Source organism: Paenibacillus sp. J22FR21 (assembly GCF_056269135.1).
In genome coordinates, this window is record NZ_JBWDNJ010000001.1 from 211,270 (window position 1) to 229,988 (window position 18,719).

Annotated in this window: 18 protein-coding genes; 17 read left to right on the top strand and 1 reads right to left on the bottom strand. The window is 51.3% G+C overall.

All coding sequences use genetic code 11. The features are described from left to right. Nucleotides 1-56: 56 nt before the first annotated feature. Nucleotides 57-383: a DUF5665 domain-containing protein gene (locus AC0YNS_RS00975; protein WP_090979772.1), complete on the top strand. Its 327-nt coding sequence runs from the start codon at nucleotides 57-59 to the stop codon at nucleotides 381-383. Between the two features lie 11 nt (nucleotides 384-394). On the opposite strand, the gene AC0YNS_RS00980 is transcribed toward AC0YNS_RS00975, so the two are convergent. After that, on the bottom strand, nucleotides 395-1,111 hold the full coding sequence (locus tag AC0YNS_RS00980; protein WP_475779223.1) for a TraR/DksA C4-type zinc finger protein: 717 nt from the start codon (nucleotides 1,109-1,111) through the stop codon (nucleotides 395-397). Nucleotides 1,112-1,289: 178 nt separating this feature from the next. Here AC0YNS_RS00980 and lspA point away from each other — a divergent pair, with 178 nt between their 5' ends. From lspA to AC0YNS_RS01060, 16 genes are all read left to right on the top strand, one after another. After that, nucleotides 1,290-1,814 carry a signal peptidase II gene (gene lspA / locus AC0YNS_RS00985; RefSeq protein ID WP_475779224.1) on the top strand — a complete coding sequence of 175 codons (525 nt, stop codon included), beginning with the start codon at nucleotides 1,290-1,292 and terminating at the stop codon, nucleotides 1,812-1,814. After that, on the top strand, nucleotides 1,786-2,730 hold the full coding sequence (locus tag AC0YNS_RS00990) for an RluA family pseudouridine synthase (protein ID WP_475780075.1): 945 nt from the start codon (nucleotides 1,786-1,788) through the stop codon (nucleotides 2,728-2,730). The genes lspA and AC0YNS_RS00990 overlap by 29 nt, the downstream gene beginning before the upstream one ends. Before the next feature lie 110 nt (nucleotides 2,731-2,840). Further along, complete coding sequence (locus tag AC0YNS_RS00995) at nucleotides 2,841-4,076, top strand: LL-diaminopimelate aminotransferase (protein WP_475779225.1); 1,236 nt, start codon at nucleotides 2,841-2,843, stop codon at nucleotides 4,074-4,076. A 370-nt stretch (nucleotides 4,077-4,446) separates the two neighbouring features. Next, a complete protein-coding gene (gene pyrR / locus AC0YNS_RS01000; RefSeq protein WP_475779226.1) occupies nucleotides 4,447-4,980 on the top strand; it encodes a bifunctional pyr operon transcriptional regulator/uracil phosphoribosyltransferase PyrR in 534 nt (177 codons plus the stop codon). 17 nt (nucleotides 4,981-4,997) lie between these two features. Beyond that, complete coding sequence (locus AC0YNS_RS01005; protein WP_475779227.1) at nucleotides 4,998-5,900, top strand: aspartate carbamoyltransferase catalytic subunit; 903 nt, start codon at nucleotides 4,998-5,000, stop codon at nucleotides 5,898-5,900. Nucleotides 5,901-5,932: 32 nt separating this feature from the next. Continuing rightward, nucleotides 5,933-7,228: a dihydroorotase gene (locus AC0YNS_RS01010; RefSeq protein ID WP_475779228.1), complete on the top strand. Its 1,296-nt coding sequence runs from the start codon at nucleotides 5,933-5,935 to the stop codon at nucleotides 7,226-7,228. 30 nt (nucleotides 7,229-7,258) lie between these two features. Next, nucleotides 7,259-8,404 (top strand): glutamine-hydrolyzing carbamoyl-phosphate synthase small subunit, encoded by a 1,146-nt coding sequence (carA, locus tag AC0YNS_RS01015; protein WP_090979756.1) that lies wholly within the window; start codon nucleotides 7,259-7,261, stop codon nucleotides 8,402-8,404. Continuing rightward, complete coding sequence (gene carB / locus AC0YNS_RS01020; protein ID WP_475779229.1) at nucleotides 8,391-11,609, top strand: carbamoyl-phosphate synthase large subunit; 3,219 nt, start codon at nucleotides 8,391-8,393, stop codon at nucleotides 11,607-11,609. Before carA ends, carB begins: the two co-directional genes overlap by 14 nt. Before the next feature lie 90 nt (nucleotides 11,610-11,699). Next, nucleotides 11,700-12,431, top strand: coding sequence for an orotidine-5'-phosphate decarboxylase (pyrF, locus tag AC0YNS_RS01025; protein WP_475779230.1), 732 nt, complete (start codon nucleotides 11,700-11,702; stop codon nucleotides 12,429-12,431). Beyond that, nucleotides 12,432-13,079 carry an orotate phosphoribosyltransferase gene (gene pyrE, locus AC0YNS_RS01030; protein WP_475779231.1) on the top strand — a complete coding sequence of 216 codons (648 nt, stop codon included), beginning with the start codon at nucleotides 12,432-12,434 and terminating at the stop codon, nucleotides 13,077-13,079. 158 nt (nucleotides 13,080-13,237) lie between these two features. Next, the gene (locus AC0YNS_RS01035; protein WP_475779232.1) at nucleotides 13,238-13,486 is read left to right on the top strand and encodes a hypothetical protein; all 249 of its coding nucleotides are present in this window, start codon (nucleotides 13,238-13,240) and stop codon (nucleotides 13,484-13,486) included. 250 nt (nucleotides 13,487-13,736) lie between these two features. Further along, nucleotides 13,737-14,732, top strand: coding sequence for an ABC transporter ATP-binding protein (locus AC0YNS_RS01040; RefSeq protein ID WP_475779233.1), 996 nt, complete (start codon nucleotides 13,737-13,739; stop codon nucleotides 14,730-14,732). A gap of 4 nt (nucleotides 14,733-14,736) precedes the next feature. After that, complete coding sequence (locus AC0YNS_RS01045) at nucleotides 14,737-15,561, top strand: ABC transporter permease (RefSeq protein ID WP_475779234.1); 825 nt, start codon at nucleotides 14,737-14,739, stop codon at nucleotides 15,559-15,561. After that, entirely contained in the window at nucleotides 15,545-16,384 is an 840-nt protein-coding gene (locus AC0YNS_RS01050; protein ID WP_475779235.1) for an ABC transporter permease, read from the top strand. Before AC0YNS_RS01045 ends, AC0YNS_RS01050 begins: the two co-directional genes overlap by 17 nt. A gap of 130 nt (nucleotides 16,385-16,514) precedes the next feature. Beyond that, entirely contained in the window at nucleotides 16,515-17,465 is a 951-nt protein-coding gene (locus AC0YNS_RS01055) for an ABC transporter ATP-binding protein (RefSeq protein ID WP_475779236.1), read from the top strand. Between the two features lie 4 nt (nucleotides 17,466-17,469). Beyond that, nucleotides 17,470-18,585 (top strand): ABC transporter permease, encoded by a 1,116-nt coding sequence (locus AC0YNS_RS01060; RefSeq protein ID WP_475779237.1) that lies wholly within the window; start codon nucleotides 17,470-17,472, stop codon nucleotides 18,583-18,585. Nucleotides 18,586-18,719 lie beyond the last annotated feature (134 nt).

Here is an 18,719-nt window from a genome sequence, read left to right on the forward strand (position 1 = left end):
GAACTGCTGCATGGGCGTGATTCTTGTTTGCTTTAAGCCCTGGGGAGGGATCCTTCATGACAGAAGAAAATAAAGATTTAATCGGCGTTCGTCACGCTTTGGATGCGCTCGAGAAACGGCTGCAGAAAGTTGCCTCAGAGATGGAGCGTTCGCAGATCGCAGATTATGTGCAGCTCCTTAACCGACCATACTCGCTCATGTGGCGCAATTTGCTCGGCGGCACCGCGCGAGGGGTCGGAATCGCGATTGGATTTACGTTCTTTGCGGCAACGATACTCTATGTGCTGCAGCTGCTCGGTGCACTTAATTTGCCGATCATCGGCGATTATATTGCAGACATTGTCCGCATCGTCCAGCATCAGCTGGAGGGGAAGACTTATTAAGCGTATGGACTTTATTGCTGTTCGAGCATATGATCGCCTTCCTCATGCTCCATATAGTTATAATATTCCCGATTGCGGACAACACTGATATGCTTGCCGGTAATGTCCGTGGCTAGGAAGCTTTCGAGCGGCTCCACATAGCCGTCGGCTTCGCCCGATTCGATGCCGATCTCGTCGTAAGAACGAACATTGGCATTCTCGGACATCGCAGGTGAGTCGGAGTTGCCCCAGCTCTCCACGATTTGCCAGGCATCTTCACCATCAAAGCCGTTGTATCCATCTTCGTGCTCATCCATGCTTGAGCGGCCAAATCCAGGTGCAAGGAATTGTTCCTCAACCGGACGGTGCTCAGAAATGTCTTGTCTGGGTGAATGCGCAACACAGTACAGTGAATCAGGCAGTGCTTGCAACCGTTCGAGCGGAATATCACTCCCGCATGTACGACAAGTCCCGTAGCTTCCTTCTTCCATAGCGGTTAGTGCAGCATCGATGCGGCTAAGATGAAATTCCTCTTGCTCATGAAGCGCGAGGTCTTTCCCGCGCTCATACGTCTCTGTAGCAGCATCCGCGGGATGGTTATCGTACGATGACAGATCACCGGATTCATCTTTGAGTGATGCGGAGAATCCATAATGCTCGCTGCTTGCTAGCCGCTGTTCAATTGCAGCTTTCTCCACGACAAGGCGGCTGCGTAAATTTCGTAGCTGGGTGTTCGTAAGGTTCGTCATGATGAGTGCCCTCTCTTCACATTGGCATGATGGCATACTTGATGTCGTTTAGTTTCCCAATAAAGGCGCTGTTTTAGAGGCGGGTATTCATGGATGAAATGGCAAAGGCATGCGGAAATTGTCCTAGTCTGCATGAGCTCTCCTATGCTACAATGTTGAGGACAAGGGGGCATGTGCGATGAAATATTATTACTATTGGCTAGCGGTTGTTGTTTTCGTAATTGACTATATTACCAAACAATGGGTTGAGAAAAGTCTCACGATCGGTGAAACTAAGCATGTGCTCGGCGATTTCTTTATCCTTACTTCCATCCGCAACAGAGGTGCCGCGTTTGGCATTCTGCAAGAGCAGCGTTACCTGTTTATCTTGATTACGCTTATCGTTCTAGGCGGTATCATCTGGTATATGATGAAGAACCGCGATTCCGGTAAAGGATTGCTGCTCGCAGGTCTTGGTCTCGTACTTGGCGGCGCACTTGGCAATTTCTTGGAGCGTGCGCTTTACGGCGAGGTTGTCGATTTCCTGCAGTTTACGTTCGGCAGCTATGTATTCCCAATATTCAACATCGCCGATTCCGGTATTTGTATCGGTGTAGGTATGATTTTGCTGGATGCGATTCTGACATCCAAGAGAGAGAACGGAGATTCAAAACCAAATGGACAAGAAGAACCTAATGGACAAGGGCACCAATTTATTCAATGATGAGTCTATGAGTTTTACCGCGATTGAAGCGGACGCCGGTGAACGGCTTGATAAATTTGTAACTGAAAGCATTGAAGAAGGCTCAGTATCCCGCACGATGGTGCAGGAATGGATTAAATCCGGCGCCGTTCTGGTCAATGAGCGTCAAGTAAAGTCGAACTACAAGCTAGCCGTGGCCGATGTGGTCACGGTTATTATTCCTGAACCGGAAGAGGCCGTAATTGAGGCGCAGAACATTCCGCTTGATGTGGTCTACGAAGATAGTGATGTTATTGTCATTAACAAACCGCGCGGCATGGTCGTTCACCCTGCACCCGGACATTATTCGGGAACAGTCGTGAATGCGCTCATGTACCACTGCAAAGATCTGTCTGGGATTAACGGCGTGCTTCGCCCAGGGATCGTACATCGGATTGATAAGGATACTTCCGGCCTAATCATGGCGGCGAAGAACGACCTGGCACATGCTTCGCTGGCTGCACAGCTTAAAGCCCATACGGTGACGAGAAAATATCTCGCCCTCGTGCATGGAACGATGCCGCATGAGCATGGCACAGTTGATGCGCCGATTGGGAGAGACCCGCAGGATCGGAAGGTCTTTATGGTGACTCAGCGGGGCAGTAAAGAAGCGGTCACGCATTTCCAAGTTGCGGAGCGCCTCGGTGATTTTACGCTGCTGGAGCTGAAGCTTGAGACCGGAAGGACACACCAGATTCGCGTGCATATGAAATACATCGGGCACCCGCTTGCAGGCGATCCGATTTATGGTCGGAATAAGACAATTGGTCTTAAAGGCCAGGCGCTTCATGCGGCTGTTCTGGGTTTCGATCATCCTCGTACAGGCGAGTACATGGAGTTTTCTACACCGATTCCACCTGACATGGAGCATGAGCTGATGATTTTGCGTCAACGTTAGTTGTGTAATAGTACAAACTTTTCACTAATTTCTTTATGTGGTTCAATGCTTACGTTACGCTATGATAATTACAATCTGTAAGCAGTGACAATGAAAGGTGAGATGGATCGATGACTCAAATCAATCACAACTATACGCAGCTGCAAGGGAGCTACCTGTTCTCTGAAATTGCAAAGCGCCGTACTACATTTATTCAAAACAATCCGAACGCTCAAATTATCAGCCTTGGTATCGGCGATGTAACACGTGGTCTCCCGGATGCGGTAACGAAAGCGATGCACGCTGCTGTTGATGAGCTGGCGAATCCGGGTTCATTCCGCGGCTATGGCCCGGAGCAAGGCTACGACTTCCTCATTAACGATATCATTAACAATGACTATAAAGCGCGCGGCATCGACATCGCGACGAATGAAGTATTCGTCAGCGACGGTTCGAAGTGTGACGTGGGCAACATTCAAGAGATCTTCAGTCAAGATGCTGTTATCGCGGTTCAAGATCCGGTATACCCTGTATACGTGGACACGAATGTTATGGCTGGCCGTTCCGGCAAGTTCAACAAAGAAACGAACCAATACGAGAACATCGTCTATCTGAAGTGCGATGCGTCTAACAACTTCACGCCAAGCCTGCCGGAGCGGAAAGTTGATCTGATTTACTTGTGCTACCCGAACAACCCGACAGGTATGACCCTGTCGAAGGAAGAGCTGAAGCGCTGGGTTGACTTCGCGAAAGCGAACAACTGCATCATCTTGTACGATTCGGCCTACGAGGCATTCATTCAAGAAGCTGATGTTCCACGCAGTATCTATGAAATCGAAGGCGCTAAAGAAGTAGCAATTGAATTCCGCAGCTTCTCGAAGACAGCCGGATTCACAGGCGTTCGTTGCGCATACACAGTTGTTCCGCGCGAGCTGAAAGCGAAGGATGCGGACGGTAATGTGGTACTTGTAAATGATCTGTGGAATCGCCGTCATACAACGAAGTTCAATGGCGTATCTTACGTGACTCAACGTGGTGCTGCTGCGATCTACACACCGGAAGGCAAAGAGCAAATCGGTACGATCATCGATTATTACATGACGAATGCGGGCATTATCCGCGATGGTCTTGCGTCGCTTGGCCTTGAAGTGTTCGGCGGCGTTAACGCACCTTACATCTGGCTTAAGACTCCGAACGGTCTTGACTCATGGGCATTCTTCGATAAGCTTCTGTCTGAAGCGAATATCGTGGGTACGCCGGGTGTCGGCTTCGGTCAAAGCGGTCAAGGCTACTTCCGCCTGACAGCGTTTGGCAGCCGCGAGAATACGGAGAAAGCGGTAGAGCGGATTACAAAGCTTAGCCTATAGTAGAAGAAAACTTACGCAGCGTCTTCGGACGGGGCGTAAGTTTTTTCTTTATGGAGCAATATACATACCATCGTATATAAATCCGGCATCTGTGCAAAAGAACCTTGACAGCTTTTGTCGAACGTGGGATAATTCTAAAGATAAAAAAAATGTACCTTTAACTCAGTCCAGAGAGGCTGGCAAGGTAACGTGAATCGTTTATTCGCATCTTATAGCAGGACAACTTCCCACTGGCGCTGTGTGCGCAAGTGTAGCTTGTCTAACGGCTGAGATGCGAGTCTAATGAACGTGAAACTCCTTGCGCACCCGCAAGGAGTTTTTTTGTGTGATAGTTGTTGATGGCATGGACTCAAGGAGGCGGAAGAAGCGCATGGATGAGCAGCATCGAGTCATTATGGATGAGACGGCAATACGCCGCGCGCTGACTCGAATTGCCCATGAAATTGTCGAAAAGAACAAAGGAATCGACAATTGTGTACTCGTAGGCATTCGAACGCGCGGCATCTATTTGGCACAACGTATCGCGGAACGGATTCATGAAATTGAAGGACTTCCGGTCGAAGTACAAGAGCTCGATATCACCTTGTACCGCGATGACCGCGAAGCAGGCAGTTCAGGAGCAGCACAAGGTAATGCGACGTCCGTGAGTGTGAAGAATAAACGAGTCATCCTCTTCGATGATGTTCTCTACACAGGCAGAACCATCCGAGCAGCTATGGATGCGTTGATGGATATGGGCAGACCGCAATCGATACAGCTCGCCGTGCTGGTTGATCGAGGGCATCGCGAGCTGCCGATCAGACCGGATTATGTAGGGAAGAACGTACCGACCTCTAAACAGGAGCAAATCGAGGTTTTTCTCCAGGAAGTCGACGAGAACGATCAAGTGACGATTATCCATTAAGGGGGTAGGCTTTAATCATGACAACCGCAACATTAGTCAAGCAGAGAAGCTTGCTGGGACTTAAAGAACTGAGTAAAGAAGAAATCAGCTCCATCTTGGACCGCGCCGCTTACTGGGAGGCAAGCTCGAACAAAGTCGAACAGGTTCAGCAAGGCAAGTTTGTAGCCAATATGTTTTTTGAGAACAGCACAAGAACGAGATTTTCCTTCGAGGTTGCCGAGAAACGACTCGGTACGGAAGTGCTAAACTTCTCCGCCGCGGTCTCGAGCGTGCAGAAGGGCGAATCGATTTACGATACGGTGCGCACGCTTGAATCCATGGGAATCGACGCAGGCGTCATCCGTCTTAAGCCAATCGGCGTTCTGGCCGAACTGGCACAGAAAATTAAAGTGCCTCTAATCAACGCAGGCGATGGAAACAACGAGCATCCGACACAGGCGCTGCTCGACCTATATACGATGCGCAAACAGTTCGGCGAGCTGAAAGGGTTAACGGTTTCGATCGTCGGAGATATTCAGCACAGCCGGGTTGCGCGCTCCAATTTGTACGCTTTGCAGAAGTTTGGCGTCAATGTCCGCTTCTGCGCTCCCGATTCGATGAAGGCAGCAGAGCTTGACGCCCCGTATGTTTCGATAGAAGAAGCGCTTCGCTCCGATGTCGTCATGATGCTGCGCGTGCAGTTGGAACGTCATGAGAGCGGCATAATAAGCTCAGCAGAATCATACCGCGAGCAATTCGGATTGACGGAAGAACGAGCAGCGACATTAGCGCCGCACGCCATCATCATGCACCCTGCACCAATCAATCGCGACGTTGAAATCGACGATGCACTGGTTGAACATCCGCAATCACGCATCTTCCCGCAAATGGCCAATGGCGTACCGATTCGGATGGCGGTCATCGAACGAGCACTAGCATAACTAACTGTGGAAGCCGAAAGGAGAAAACGATCATGGCAATATGGATTTTAAACGGACTCGTTTGGGACGAACAGACAGGTGAGACAGCACGAAAGCACGTTCGAATTGAGAATGGACTGATCGCTGCGATTGCCGATGCGGCTTCCGGTGAGCCGGATACTACCGGCCACGACATTATTGATGCGCAAGGAAAGCTTATCTCCGCAGGTTTTATCGACATGCATGTCCATCTGCGCGAGCCGGGCTTCGAATATAAAGAGGATATCGCAAGCGGTACGCGCTCCGCGGCAAGAGGCGGTTTCACAACAATCGCATGTATGCCAAACACGCGTCCCGTAACGGACACGCCGGAGACAGTGCGCTACATACTGGATAAGGCTAAGAGCGCAGGAATCGTTAACGTGCTGCCTTATGCAGCCATTACGAAGAATGAACTTGGCCGCGAGCTGACAGACTTCGCAGCACTCAAAGAAGCAGGCGCGATCGGGTTTACCGATGACGGTGTCGGCGTACAGAACGCACAAATGATGAAAGATGCGATGAACCTGGCTGCTTCAATGAACATGCCGGTTATCGCACACTGCGAAGATGATTCGCTAGTTGTCGGAGCAGCGGTAACGGAAGGCAAGTTCGCAGCGGCGAACGGTCTTAAAGGAATTCCGAATGAATCCGAAGCGATTCATGTAGGACGCGACATTTTGCTGGCAGAAGCTACAGGGGTTCACTATCATGTGTGTCACGTAAGCACGGAGCAATCGGTTCGCTTAATCAGAATGGCTAAGCAAATCGGCATTAAAGTTACCGCCGAGGTTTGTCCGCATCACTTGATTCTCTCCGATGAGGATATCCCAAGCATGGATGCCAATTGGAAAATGAATCCTCCGCTGCGCACACCGCGCGACGTACAAGCGGTTATCGAAGGGCTTGAGGATGGCACGCTGGACATGATCGTTACGGACCACGCGCCGCACAGTGCGGAAGAGAAGGCACGCGGCATGATGCTGGCGCCTTTCGGCATCGTCGGTTTCGAAACGGCATTCCCGCTTATGTATACGAAATTCGTCAAGACAGGCAAATGGTCGCTAGGCTTCCTGCTTAAACGAATGACATCGGACCCGGCGCGCGTCTTCGGACTTCGCAGCGGTGTTCTGGAAGCAGGCGCACCTGCTGATCTGACCATTGTTGATATCGAGAATGAGCGTGAGGTTAACCCAGAGAGCTTCGCATCGAAGGGCAGAAATACACCATTTGGCGGCTGGAAGTTGTCCGGCTGGCCGGTAGTCACCATCGTAGACGGAAATATCGTTTGGACAGAGCAGCAAGAATAGTAAGCAACTTGATAACTAGGAGTGATACGGATGCAAGCAAGATTGTTGTTAGAAGACGGCACGCTGTTTACAGGACTCGGCTTTGGCGCTGAGGGGCAATCCGCCGGCGAGGTTGTTTTTAATACAGGGATTACAGGTTACCAAGAGGTGCTTTCCGATCCGTCCTACTGCGGACAGATCGTAACGATGACATATCCTTTGATCGGGAACTACGGCATTACGCGCGATGATTTCGAGGCGGTACGCCCCTACATTCACGGCTTCGTCGTTCGCCGCCATGAACCGGTACCAAGCAACTGGAGAGCGGAATACACGCTTGATCGTTTGCTTAAGGAATACGGCATCATCGGAATCAGCGACATCGATACACGGATGCTGACTCGTAAGCTGCGCCACTACGGCACAATGAAAGGGATGCTGACAACAGGCAATGAGCGTATTGAAGAGCTTGCCGAGCGTCTGTCCCTGACACCGCTGATGCGCGATCAAGTAGCTCGTACATCGACGAAGAGCATCTTCTCCAGCCCAGGCGAGCGCGAGCGTATCGTACTGGTCGACTACGGCGCGAAGAGCGGTATCCTCCGCGAACTTACGAAGCGCGGTTGTGATGTAGTCGTGGTTCCTCACGATACAACAGCAGAGCAAATCCGTCGCCTGAACCCGGACGGCATCCAATTGTCGAACGGCCCTGGGGATCCGAAGGATGTACCGCATGCGGTTACGATGATTCAAGAGCTGCTTGGCGAATACCCGATCTTCGGGATCTGCCTTGGCCATCAATTGTTCGCACTTGCTTGCGGCGCCGATACGGATAAGCTAAAGTTCGGTCACCGCGGTGGTAACCATCCGGTTAAAGAACTGGCAACAAGCCGCTGCTACATCACTTCGCAGAATCATGGTTACACGGTTCTAGAGGGTTCCGTAGCCGGAACGAAGCTGGAAGTTACGCATATCAACAACAATGACAAGACCATTGAAGGCTTGAAACATAACGAATTCCCTGCCTTCTCGGTTCAATACCATCCGGAAGCTGCACCGGGACCTTACGATTCCAGCTACCTGTTCGATGAATTCCTAGAGATGATTCGTGAACATAAAAGAAACAACCCGCAAAAGCCTCGTCAAGCACAATTGGCGGCATCATTGAGAGGAGAGCTGCAATATGCCCAGAAATAATAAGCTGAAGAAAATTCTCGTTATCGGTTCCGGCCCTATCGTCATCGGGCAAGCTGCAGAGTTCGACTATGCTGGCACACAAGCTTGCCAAGCGCTTAAAGAAGAAGGTTACGAGGTTGTTCTGATCAACAGCAACCCGGCTACAATCATGACGGATACGAACATGGCTGATAAGGTATACATCGAGCCGATTACACTTGAGTTCGTCACTCAAATTATCCGTCAAGAACGTCCGGATGGTTTGCTGCCGACACTTGGCGGCCAAACCGGTCTTAACATGGCTGTTGAACTGGCGCGTGCCGGCGTACTGGAACGCGAGAACGTTCAATTGCTTGGTACACAGCTTACAGCAATCGAGAAAGCGGAAGACCGTGATTTGTTCCGCGATCTGATGCGCGAACTGGAGCAGCCGGTACCTGAGAGCGTTATTGTAACAACGGTGAACGAAGCTGTAGATTTCGCAAACGAAATCGGTTACCCTATCATTGTTCGTCCGGCCTATACGCTGGGTGGAACAGGCGGCGGTATTTGCGCAAACGAAGAAGAGCTGCTTGAAACGGTAGCTTCCGGTATTCGTTACAGCCCAATCGGCCAATGTTTGATCGAGAAATCGATCGCAGGCATGAAAGAAGTCGAGTATGAGGTTATGCGCGATGCGAACGATAGCTGTATCGTCGTTTGTAACATGGAGAACTTTGATCCGGTGGGCGTACATACAGGCGATTCCATCGTCGTAGCGCCAAGCCAAACGTTGTCCGACCGCGAATATCAAATGCTGCGTTCGGCTTCGCTGAAGATCATCCGCGCACTGAACATCGAAGGCGGCTGTAACGTACAGTTCGCATTGGATCCGTTCAGTTACCAATACTATGTGATCGAAGTAAATCCGCGCGTTAGCCGATCGTCGGCGCTTGCGTCCAAAGCGACAGGCTACCCAATCGCGAAGATGGCTGCCAAGATCGCAATCGGCTACACGCTCGACGAAATCGTCAACCCGGTTACCGGTCAAACCTATGCATGCTTCGAGCCGACGCTGGATTACATCGTATCCAAAATCCCGCGCTGGCCGTTCGATAAATTCATCTCGGCAAACCGCAAGCTGGGCACTCAAATGAAAGCGACAGGCGAAGTTATGGCAATCGGCCGTACCTTCGAAGAGTCGATTCATAAAGCGGTTCGTTCCCTGGAAATCGGCACACACCGCATTCACCTGAAAGAAGCACATGAGCTGCAAGATGATGTGCTGCGCCTTCGTCTGGCGAAGCCGGATGACGAGCGGATGTTCCTCGTAGCGGAAGCATTCCGCCGTGGCTACAAGCTGCAGGACATTCAAGATCTAACGAAAATCGACTGGTGGTTCCTTGATAAAATCGAAGGCATCGTCGCATTCGAAACAGAGCTTCGCAGTGCATCCGTGCTGACGAACGATCAGCTGTACGCTGCGAAACGCAAAGGCTTCTCTGACCGCTCCATTGCAGAGATCCGTCGTGAAGGCAACCATACAACATTAATCAACGAGTTGGAGTTGCGTCAGCATCGCCTTGAGCAAGGCATCAAACCGGTATACAAAATGGTTGATACTTGTGCGGCTGAGTTCGAAGCAACGACACCTTACTACTACTCGACGTATGAAGTAGAGAATGAAGTAACGGAAACAACGAAACAGAAAGTGCTCGTTCTTGGCTCAGGCCCGATCCGGATCGGCCAAGGTATCGAGTTCGATTATTCGACTGTACATGCGGTATGGGCGATTCAGAAAGCCGGCTACGAAGCGGTAATCATCAACAACAACCCGGAAACCGTATCGACGGATTTCAGCACTTCCGATCGACTGTACTTCGAGCCGCTCTTCTACGAGGATGTTATGAACGTCATCGAACAAGAGAATCCGATTGGCGTTATCGTTCAATTCGGTGGTCAGACGGCGATCAACCTTGCGGCTCCATTAACTAAAGCAGGCGTTCGCATCTTGGGCTCCAGCCTGGAGAGCATTGATGCTGCTGAGGATCGCAAGAAGTTCGAGGTGCTCATGAATGAGCTGAACATCAAGCAACCGAAAGGCAAAACAGTCATTTCCGTGGATGAAGCGGTTGAGGCTGCACAAGGCCTAGGTTATCCGGTGCTTGTTCGTCCTTCGTACGTCCTAGGCGGACGTGCTATGGAAATCGTATATTCCGACGAAGAGCTTCTCACGTACATGGTACAGGCGGTCAAAATCAATCCGGAGCATCCGGTACTGATCGACCGTTACATGCTGGGCAAAGAAGCAGAGGTTGATGCGATCTGTGATGGCGAAACCGTTCTGATCCCGGGGATCATGGAGCATGTTGAGCGCGCAGGGGTTCACTCCGGCGACTCGATCGCGGTGTATCCGCCGCAATCCATTTCGACGGAATTGCAGCAGAAAATGGTCGAAATCACGATCAAGATCGCTAAAGGCTTGAACGTTATCGGATTGGTTAACATCCAGTTCGTTATCTTCCAAGACGAAGTCTATGTAATCGAAGTAAATCCGCGCTCCTCGCGTACGGTTCCGTTCCTGAGCAAAGTAACGAACATTCCGATGGCGAACCTGGCTACGAAGGCAATTCTGGGCGAGAAGCTTACTGACCTTGGTTATGAAACAGGTCTGTGGCCTGAAGATGACTATGTATCGGTTAAAGTACCTGTCTTCTCCTTCGCGAAACTGCGCCGCGTTGACCCTACACTGACGCCGGAAATGAAATCGACCGGTGAAGTTATGGGCCGCGATCAACAATATGCGAAAGCTCTGTACAAAGGTTTGGTTGGCGCTGGCATGCGTATCCCGCCAACAGGCTCCATCATTGCTACGGTAGCGGATAAAGACAAACCGGAAGCGATTGAAATTCTGCGCGGCTTCTACGAGCTTGGCTATAACATCGTCGCAACGGGCGGCACTGCAACGGCGCTTGAAGAAGCGGGACTGCGCGTACAAACGGTGAATAAGCTGAGCGAAGGCTCGCCGAACATCTTGGATTTGATCCGCGACGGTAAAGCACACTTCGTAGTGAACACCTTGACGAAGGGTAAAACACCTGAGCGCGATGGGTTCCGTATTCGCCGCGAAGCGGTTGAGAACGGCGTCGTATGTATGACATCGCTCGATACCGTTCGTGCGCTGCTTAACATGCTGGAGACCATTAACTTCTCCTCGCGTCCAATGCCTGTACTTGCAAAGAAATAACCAATAGAATGGCCGTAATTGGCCGCGAAAGCCTGCCTTCAAGCAGGCTTTCGCCATGCCTGTATAGACATAGGGAAGGGGCTGACACTGATGAAACTTAGCAGAGAAGAAGCGGCTGGCCGTATTATGGTTGCACTGGATTATCCGGATGCTGCAGCAGCAGAAGCGCTGGTCAACAGCTTAGAAGGCATTCCATGCTACATGAAGGTTGGTATGCAGCTGTTCTATGCGGCAGGTCCTAGCTTCGTGATTGGACTTAAGGAACGCGGCTATAAAGTGTTCCTGGATTTGAAGATGCATGATATTCCGAACACGGTCAAAGGCGGGGCGAACAGCATTACGAAGCTTGGTGTCGATGTGTTTAATGTGCATGCAGCAGGCGGCGTGGAAATGATGAAAGCAGCGATGGAAGGTGTGGAGCAGGCGCTTGCGAGTGATCCCACATTGGCTCGGCCTCTTGTCATTGCCGTAACACAGCTGACAAGCACAAGCAAACAAGTCCTCAACGAAGAGATCGGAATCAGCGGTTCGGTTGAAGAAGCTGTCGTTCGTTACGCGCAGCTGGCGAAACAAGCCGGACTTGGCGGCGTTGTGGCATCACCACAGGAAGTACAAACGATTAAAGCGGCTTGCGGAGCGGATTTCCGCACGATTACGCCGGGTATTCGCCCGGCAGGAGCTGCTTTGAATGACCAATCGCGCATTATGACGCCTAGTGAGGCGATTGAGCAAGGTACCGATTATATGGTTATCGGAAGACCTATTACAGCTGCCGAGAACCCGCGGCTTGCATTGGAATCCATTATTGAGGAGCTGATCTGATTGACTACACCTGTATTGGAACAATTACCACGCGAGATTGCCAAAGGATTGCTGCAAATTAACGCCGTTGGACTTCGCCCGAATGAGCCGTTTACATGGACAAGCGGCATGAAATCTCCGATCTATTGCGATAACCGCCTTACGATGTCCTACCCGGAAATTCGCGACCTGATTGCAGAAGGATTTGCGACGGTTATCCGCGAGCAATTCCCGGATTGCGAAGCAGTTGCCGGTATCGCAACAGGCGGCATCCCGCATGCGGCGTGGGTGGCGCAGAAGCTGAACCTGCCGATGCTCTACGTACGTGACAAAGCGAAGGGCCATGGCAAGACGAATCAGATCGAAGGTGCTTTCAAGCCGGGGCAAAAGGTTGTCTTGATCGAGGATTTGATCTCCACAGGCGGCAGCTCGTTGAAAGCCGCAGTTGCCGTTCGTGAAGCCGGGTGCGAGGTGCAAGGGGTTGTAGCCATCTTCACCTATCAATTCCCGAATGCAATCGCGGCATTCGCAGAGGAAGGCATTCCGCTTGCGACGTTGTCGAACTATTCGGCGCTGATCGAAGTTGCAGCTGAGCAAGGGATTGTTCAGCAGAGCGATATCGCGGTGCTGCAGTCGTGGCGCGAGAATCCACAAGCATTTGGCGTGTAATAGGTTGGGATGTGTGGTCCGGAGCAGCTGCTCCGGATTATTTTTTTTTGTTTACAATTGCTCCGAAATGTTTCATCCGTCTCTTAATCAGGTTATATTTAGTTTACACACGTCATAGACTAGCTTATACCAAATAAGAGATTGCGAGGAAGCCACTTATGAATACGATGTATGAAAGGCTGCTCAGATCAACAGAGGATTTGCTTTATCGTGTGCGCATTTACGATCGTAACTTGACCAGAAGCGAGGAAATCACGCAATTGGATGAGGCTTATGGGTTGGTGAGCACGGCCCTGCTTCGTTCTCAAGGCAGTGATGATCATAGTATGGAATTTTTTGCCTCACGACTGCAGCAAGTTAGACTGCGCTTAATCACGATGATGGAGGATCTCCTTCATCCTGCATAACGGTTTACGAGCTTCCGGAAAAATGTCTTGCCAACCTCTGAAACGGCTGGTAATATGTTACATTAAACGGAAGGGTTTCTAGGGATCCGCACATGGCGAACCGAGCGAAACCGGCAAACGACGATATGTCATGCTACACCGTAGGGATAAAAGACCTTCGGCAAGTTCCGCCTTACAAGGATAAGGCGGTGCTTGCAGGAGGTCTTTTTTGCTTTACCGTAGCACCGTACGCAGACAGGGGGAGAGCACAATGACGACAGCAGCGTTGCAGACACATGGATTAAGCAAGAGCTTTGCCGTAAAGCGCAAAGATGCCGGACTATCGGGAAGCTTCCGCTCGCTCATTCGGCCGCAATGGGAAGAGAGAGTGGCCGTAAGGCAGATCGACCTGACTGTTGCCAGAGGTGAACGGGTCGCTTTTCTAGGACCGAACGGGGCAGGTAAATCGACAACGATCAAGATGCTGACGGGGATTCTCCACCCGACCTCCGGCGAAGCACAAGTGCTGGGATTAACGCCATGGCGGGAGAGGACGAAGCTGGCTTATCGAATTGGCGCTGTATTCGGGCAGAAATCGCAGCTGTGGTACCACTTGCCGCCGATCGATACGTTTGACTTGATCAGTCGGGTTTATGAGCTGAACCGAAGCGACTATCTAGACAGGCGAGCAGATTTAATTGAGCGTTTCGAGCTAGGGCCTTACTTGAATATTCCTGTTCGTAAGCTCTCGCTCGGCGAGCGGATGCGCTGCGAGATCGCGGTTTCCTTCCTGCACAGGCCGCAGCTATTGTTTCTGGATGAACCCACGATAGGGCTTGATGTCGTAGTGAAGCAGCGCATTCGCGAGCTGATCCTGGAAGTGAACCGCGAAGAGGGAACGACGGTTTTCCTGACTTCTCACGACGCGGGAGATATGGAGGAGCTTTGCTCGCGGGCTGTCGTTATCCATCATGGCGGGATTTTGCTCGATGCGCCTGTTGATCGGTTGAAGCGAGAAGTGCTCAGCCGCAAAATCATTTCGCTTACCTTATCCGATCATTACGTTGTCGGTATGCTTCCCGATCTTCAAGGCATGGAAATCCTCCAATCGGAGGGGCGCCGGTTGAAGCTGGCCGTGGACCTGAAGCAAGTCGGCATTGAATCCGTTGTCAGTGCGTTAATGGGCAGGTTCAAGCTGGACGATATGACGGTCGAGGATCCGCCAATGGAAGAAATCATTACGCATATCTATGGGTCGGGAGGGTAGCGCGATGGCCATTCGAAACTTGGACCCTTTATGGGTACGACGAAGCAAGAAGATTGGAGCCGTTGCGCAAATCACGATGCGGCAGCAAATGGCCTATAAGACGGATTTTATAATGCGGGCGTCGTTTCTGCTGCTGATCTTGTTTGTGTTCGTTCAGCTGTGGAGTGCTGCCTATGACGGAGACAGCACCCGCGTTATTAATGGTTATGCGCTGAAGCAGATTATTTGGTATTTGGTATTCACTGAGGCGATTACGATGGGCGTGCCAGCCCTATGTACGGCCATCGAGAATGAGGTGAAGAGCGGCGATATTGCGATCCGCCTCATCAGGCCTATCTCGTATGTCGGCTATCAATATGCCGCGTATCTATCTGAAGCGGTATTCCGATTCTTCATCCACTTGGCGGTTGGCAGCATTATAGCATGGACGTTCGTAGGCCCGCCGAATTTTGGCCTTGGCTGGGCAGGCCTTCTGTCTCTTACGCTAGGGGCACTCACAATTGCATTTCTGCTGAACATGATCGTTGCTTTGTGCGCCTTCTGGGTAGAGGAGACGCGCGGGATGGAATTTGTGCTGCATAAGCTGCAATTCACAGTCGGAGGCATGCTGCTGCCGCTTGATCTGATGCCGGAGTGGCTGCAGCGCATATGCGCGTGGCTGCCTTTCCAGGCGATGTTATATTTTCCGGCAAGAACGGCAGTGAACTATGGATCTGCCTCCTTACTGCAGCAAATTGCCATTCAGGCAGCTTGGATTGCAGTGCTGACTTGTTTCACGATCATGATGTACCGGAGAGGAGTGACCAAGCTGCATGTCAACGGCGGATAAACGAGAGCGGGAATATGAGAAAGACCACATGCAGACGCCGCTCGGGATGATGCGGTTTCTGCTAACATGCTGGAAAGTCAATCTAGCATCCTCGATGGAGTATCGCATGAGCTTCTTCCTGCTCGCGGGGATGATGTTTATTAATAATTTCATGTGGTTGTTCTTCTGGACCCTGTTCTTTGATCGGTTCCAGGTAGTGAACGGATGGAATTTATCGGATGTGATGATGCTGTGGGCTGTTGGGGCAGGGGGATTCGGCTGGGCGAATATGCTATTTGGCAATTTCCATCGCATTGCTACGGTGGTCTCCAGCGGTCAGCTCGATGTGTATTTATCTCAGCCGAAGCCTGTGCTGCTTCATGTATTGGCCAGTCGAATGTCGCTAACGGCTGCAGGAGATTTTCTGTTCGGGCTGGCCGTGTACGCATGGGTTGGCAATCATACCTTGCTTGGCGCGGTGCAGTTCGGACTGGGGCTGCTTATAAGCGGCTTGATCTTTATGGGCGTCATGATTATAGCCGGCAGCTTCGCGTTCTTCTTCGGCAATTCCGAGGGAATAGCAGGCCAAGTGTTCAATAGCTTCGTGGCGCTCTCGACGTATCCTTCCGGGATCTTCCGCGGTGCAGCCAAGCTGCTCTTGTTTACACTTGTTCCGGCAGGGTTCATCAGCTACCTGCCGATCGGGTTGATGCGTGATTTCGATCCGGTCTTCTTCTGGCAGGCGATCGCGATGACGCTCGGATTATTGACAGCAGGTACGTTGATATTCGGGGTCGGACTCAAACGGTACACATCAGGCAATGCCATAGCTATGCGAGGATAGGGTATCATTCACGTTCATTGTTCTCCTTCCCTGGACCGAGACCAATTCCCTCCACAGGCGGTTCTTGCTTTTATTTGCCAATGATAAAGTAAAGGGAGAGGTCGGCGAGAAGGAAGGGGAATGATGGCTGGTGACAAAGCATGAGGCAGGCGAGACGGTACTTACCGTAGAGGATCTGCGCAAGTCATTCGGAGGAACGGTTGCGGTGGACGGGATTAGTTTCTCGGTGAAGAAAGGTGAGGTTTTCACCATTATCGGACCTAACGGGGCAGGCAAAACGACGACGCTTGAAATGATTGAAGGGCTGCAGGAGCCTGACCGCGGGTCGGTGACCGTACTGGGCATGAATTGGGCAGCCAACAAGTCTCAGATTAAGATGGCAATCGGCGTACAGCCTCAAACCAGCGCGTTGTTCGATTTGCTGACGGTGGAGGAGAACCTCGAAACCTTCGCTTCCTTCTACAACAGACGGCGGCCGACAGACGAAATATTGAGTTATATCAACATGGCCGATCATCGGAACAAAAGGGTCAAAGCACTCTCCGGCGGTCAGAAACAGCGGCTGGCTATCGGGCTTGCAATGATTAGCGATCCGGAGCTGATCTTCCTGGATGAACCGACGACAGGGCTGGATCCTCAAGCCAGACGCAACATTTGGGACATCGTACTGAAGCTCAAAGCGATTGGCAAAACCACGATCCTTACGACGCATTACATGGAGGAAGCCGATAAGCTGAGCGATCGCGTGTGTATCGTGGATCAAGGCCGAATCGTAGCGCTGGATACGCCGAAAGCATTAATCGGCCGTCTTACGAAGGAGCGGGAGATTCATCTCACGTTTACCGGCGGGGAAGAGCACGCTTCGCTGGCGGAGCATATTGCACTGGGCAACACGGCCGTAACGCGCGTGAAGCGAAGCGGCGATCATCTGGTTGTTTGGTCGCTGCAGCCGGAGGAGACGCTGTATCAACTGTTTGGTTTTACATCCCAGCAGAGCATCGGAGTCGAGCAGGTATCCATTCGCGAAATGAGCTTGGAGGACGTCTTCATCGCGTTCACCGGCAAAGAATGGAGGGACTGAGCCCATGAATCGAAACGGATGGAAGCAATTCCAGAAGCTGTTTGGCGCACAGTTCAAAATGACGTTTCGCGATAAGAATGTGTGGTTTTGGTCGATTTTCTATCCGGTTCTTCTACTGGTCATCTTCATCATGATCTTCGGCGGCAGTTCAGGTAGCAGCTTCACGGCGAAGCTCGCGCTCGTTGAACCTTCCTCCAATACACTGGCTGAGGATATGCGCAGCGGCTTGAAGCAGATCGACGTGTTCGAATATAAGTCAGATACGCCGGTAAGCCGCGAGAAGGCGGAGGAGTGGCTGAAGGATCGTGATGTGGACGCGGTGATCGTGCTGCCGCAGTCGGCAGATGCCTCTTCGCTTGAGCTGCTGCTCAATAAGGAGAAGCAGAACTCCCCATCCTCACAGGCGATACAGAGTATTCTGAACAATATCGTTCTGCAGATGAACAGTGCCGCTTCCGGTATTGCTCCTGCCTTTACCCTGAAGACGGACTTCGTATCCGCAGGCAGCGAAGAGCTGAAGTATACAGACTTCCTGCTCACCGGATTAATTGCGCTTGCCATCTCGCAAGCCGGCTTGTTCGGAATGGTATCGATGGTCGAAATGCGCCGCAACGGCCTGCTTAAGAGACTGATTCTGACGCCGGCGAGCATGGGACTGTTCGGAATGGGAGGCATCGCGGTTCGATTTATTCTCAGCGGGATTCAGATCGTCCTCCTGACGCTGATCGGCGTTCTCGCTTTCGGTGCACATATCAATATGAACGTGCCGGCATTCCTGATCGTCTTCCTTGTAGGAACATTGTCCTTTGCAGGGATCGGATTTATGCTCGCAGGGTTTAGCAAGACGATGGAAAGTTATTTCGGCATGGCGAATTTAACCAGCTTTATTATGATGTTCATCAGCGGCGTTTTCTTCGACATCAACGTATTGCCGAGCTATATTAAACCGCTCGCGAACGTCATGCCGCTGACTTATTTCGCTAACGGAATCCGAGACAGCATGGTGTATGATCTGGGTATGTTGAATGCCGCATTCTGGATGAATATCGGCATTATGCTGGCGTGGGGCCTTGTTTCAGTCCTCATTGGGTCGAAATTTTACAATTGGAAGCAGCCATAATGTGTTAGTCTTAAATAGAGAGCTTCTGCGCCATAAAGCGGATCATGTCCGTTTTTGCGGCTCAGAAGCTTTTTTAGCAAATATTTAACGAAATTGGTACCTGAGCGCGTAACTTTTTGAATGCTTGCGCCGTC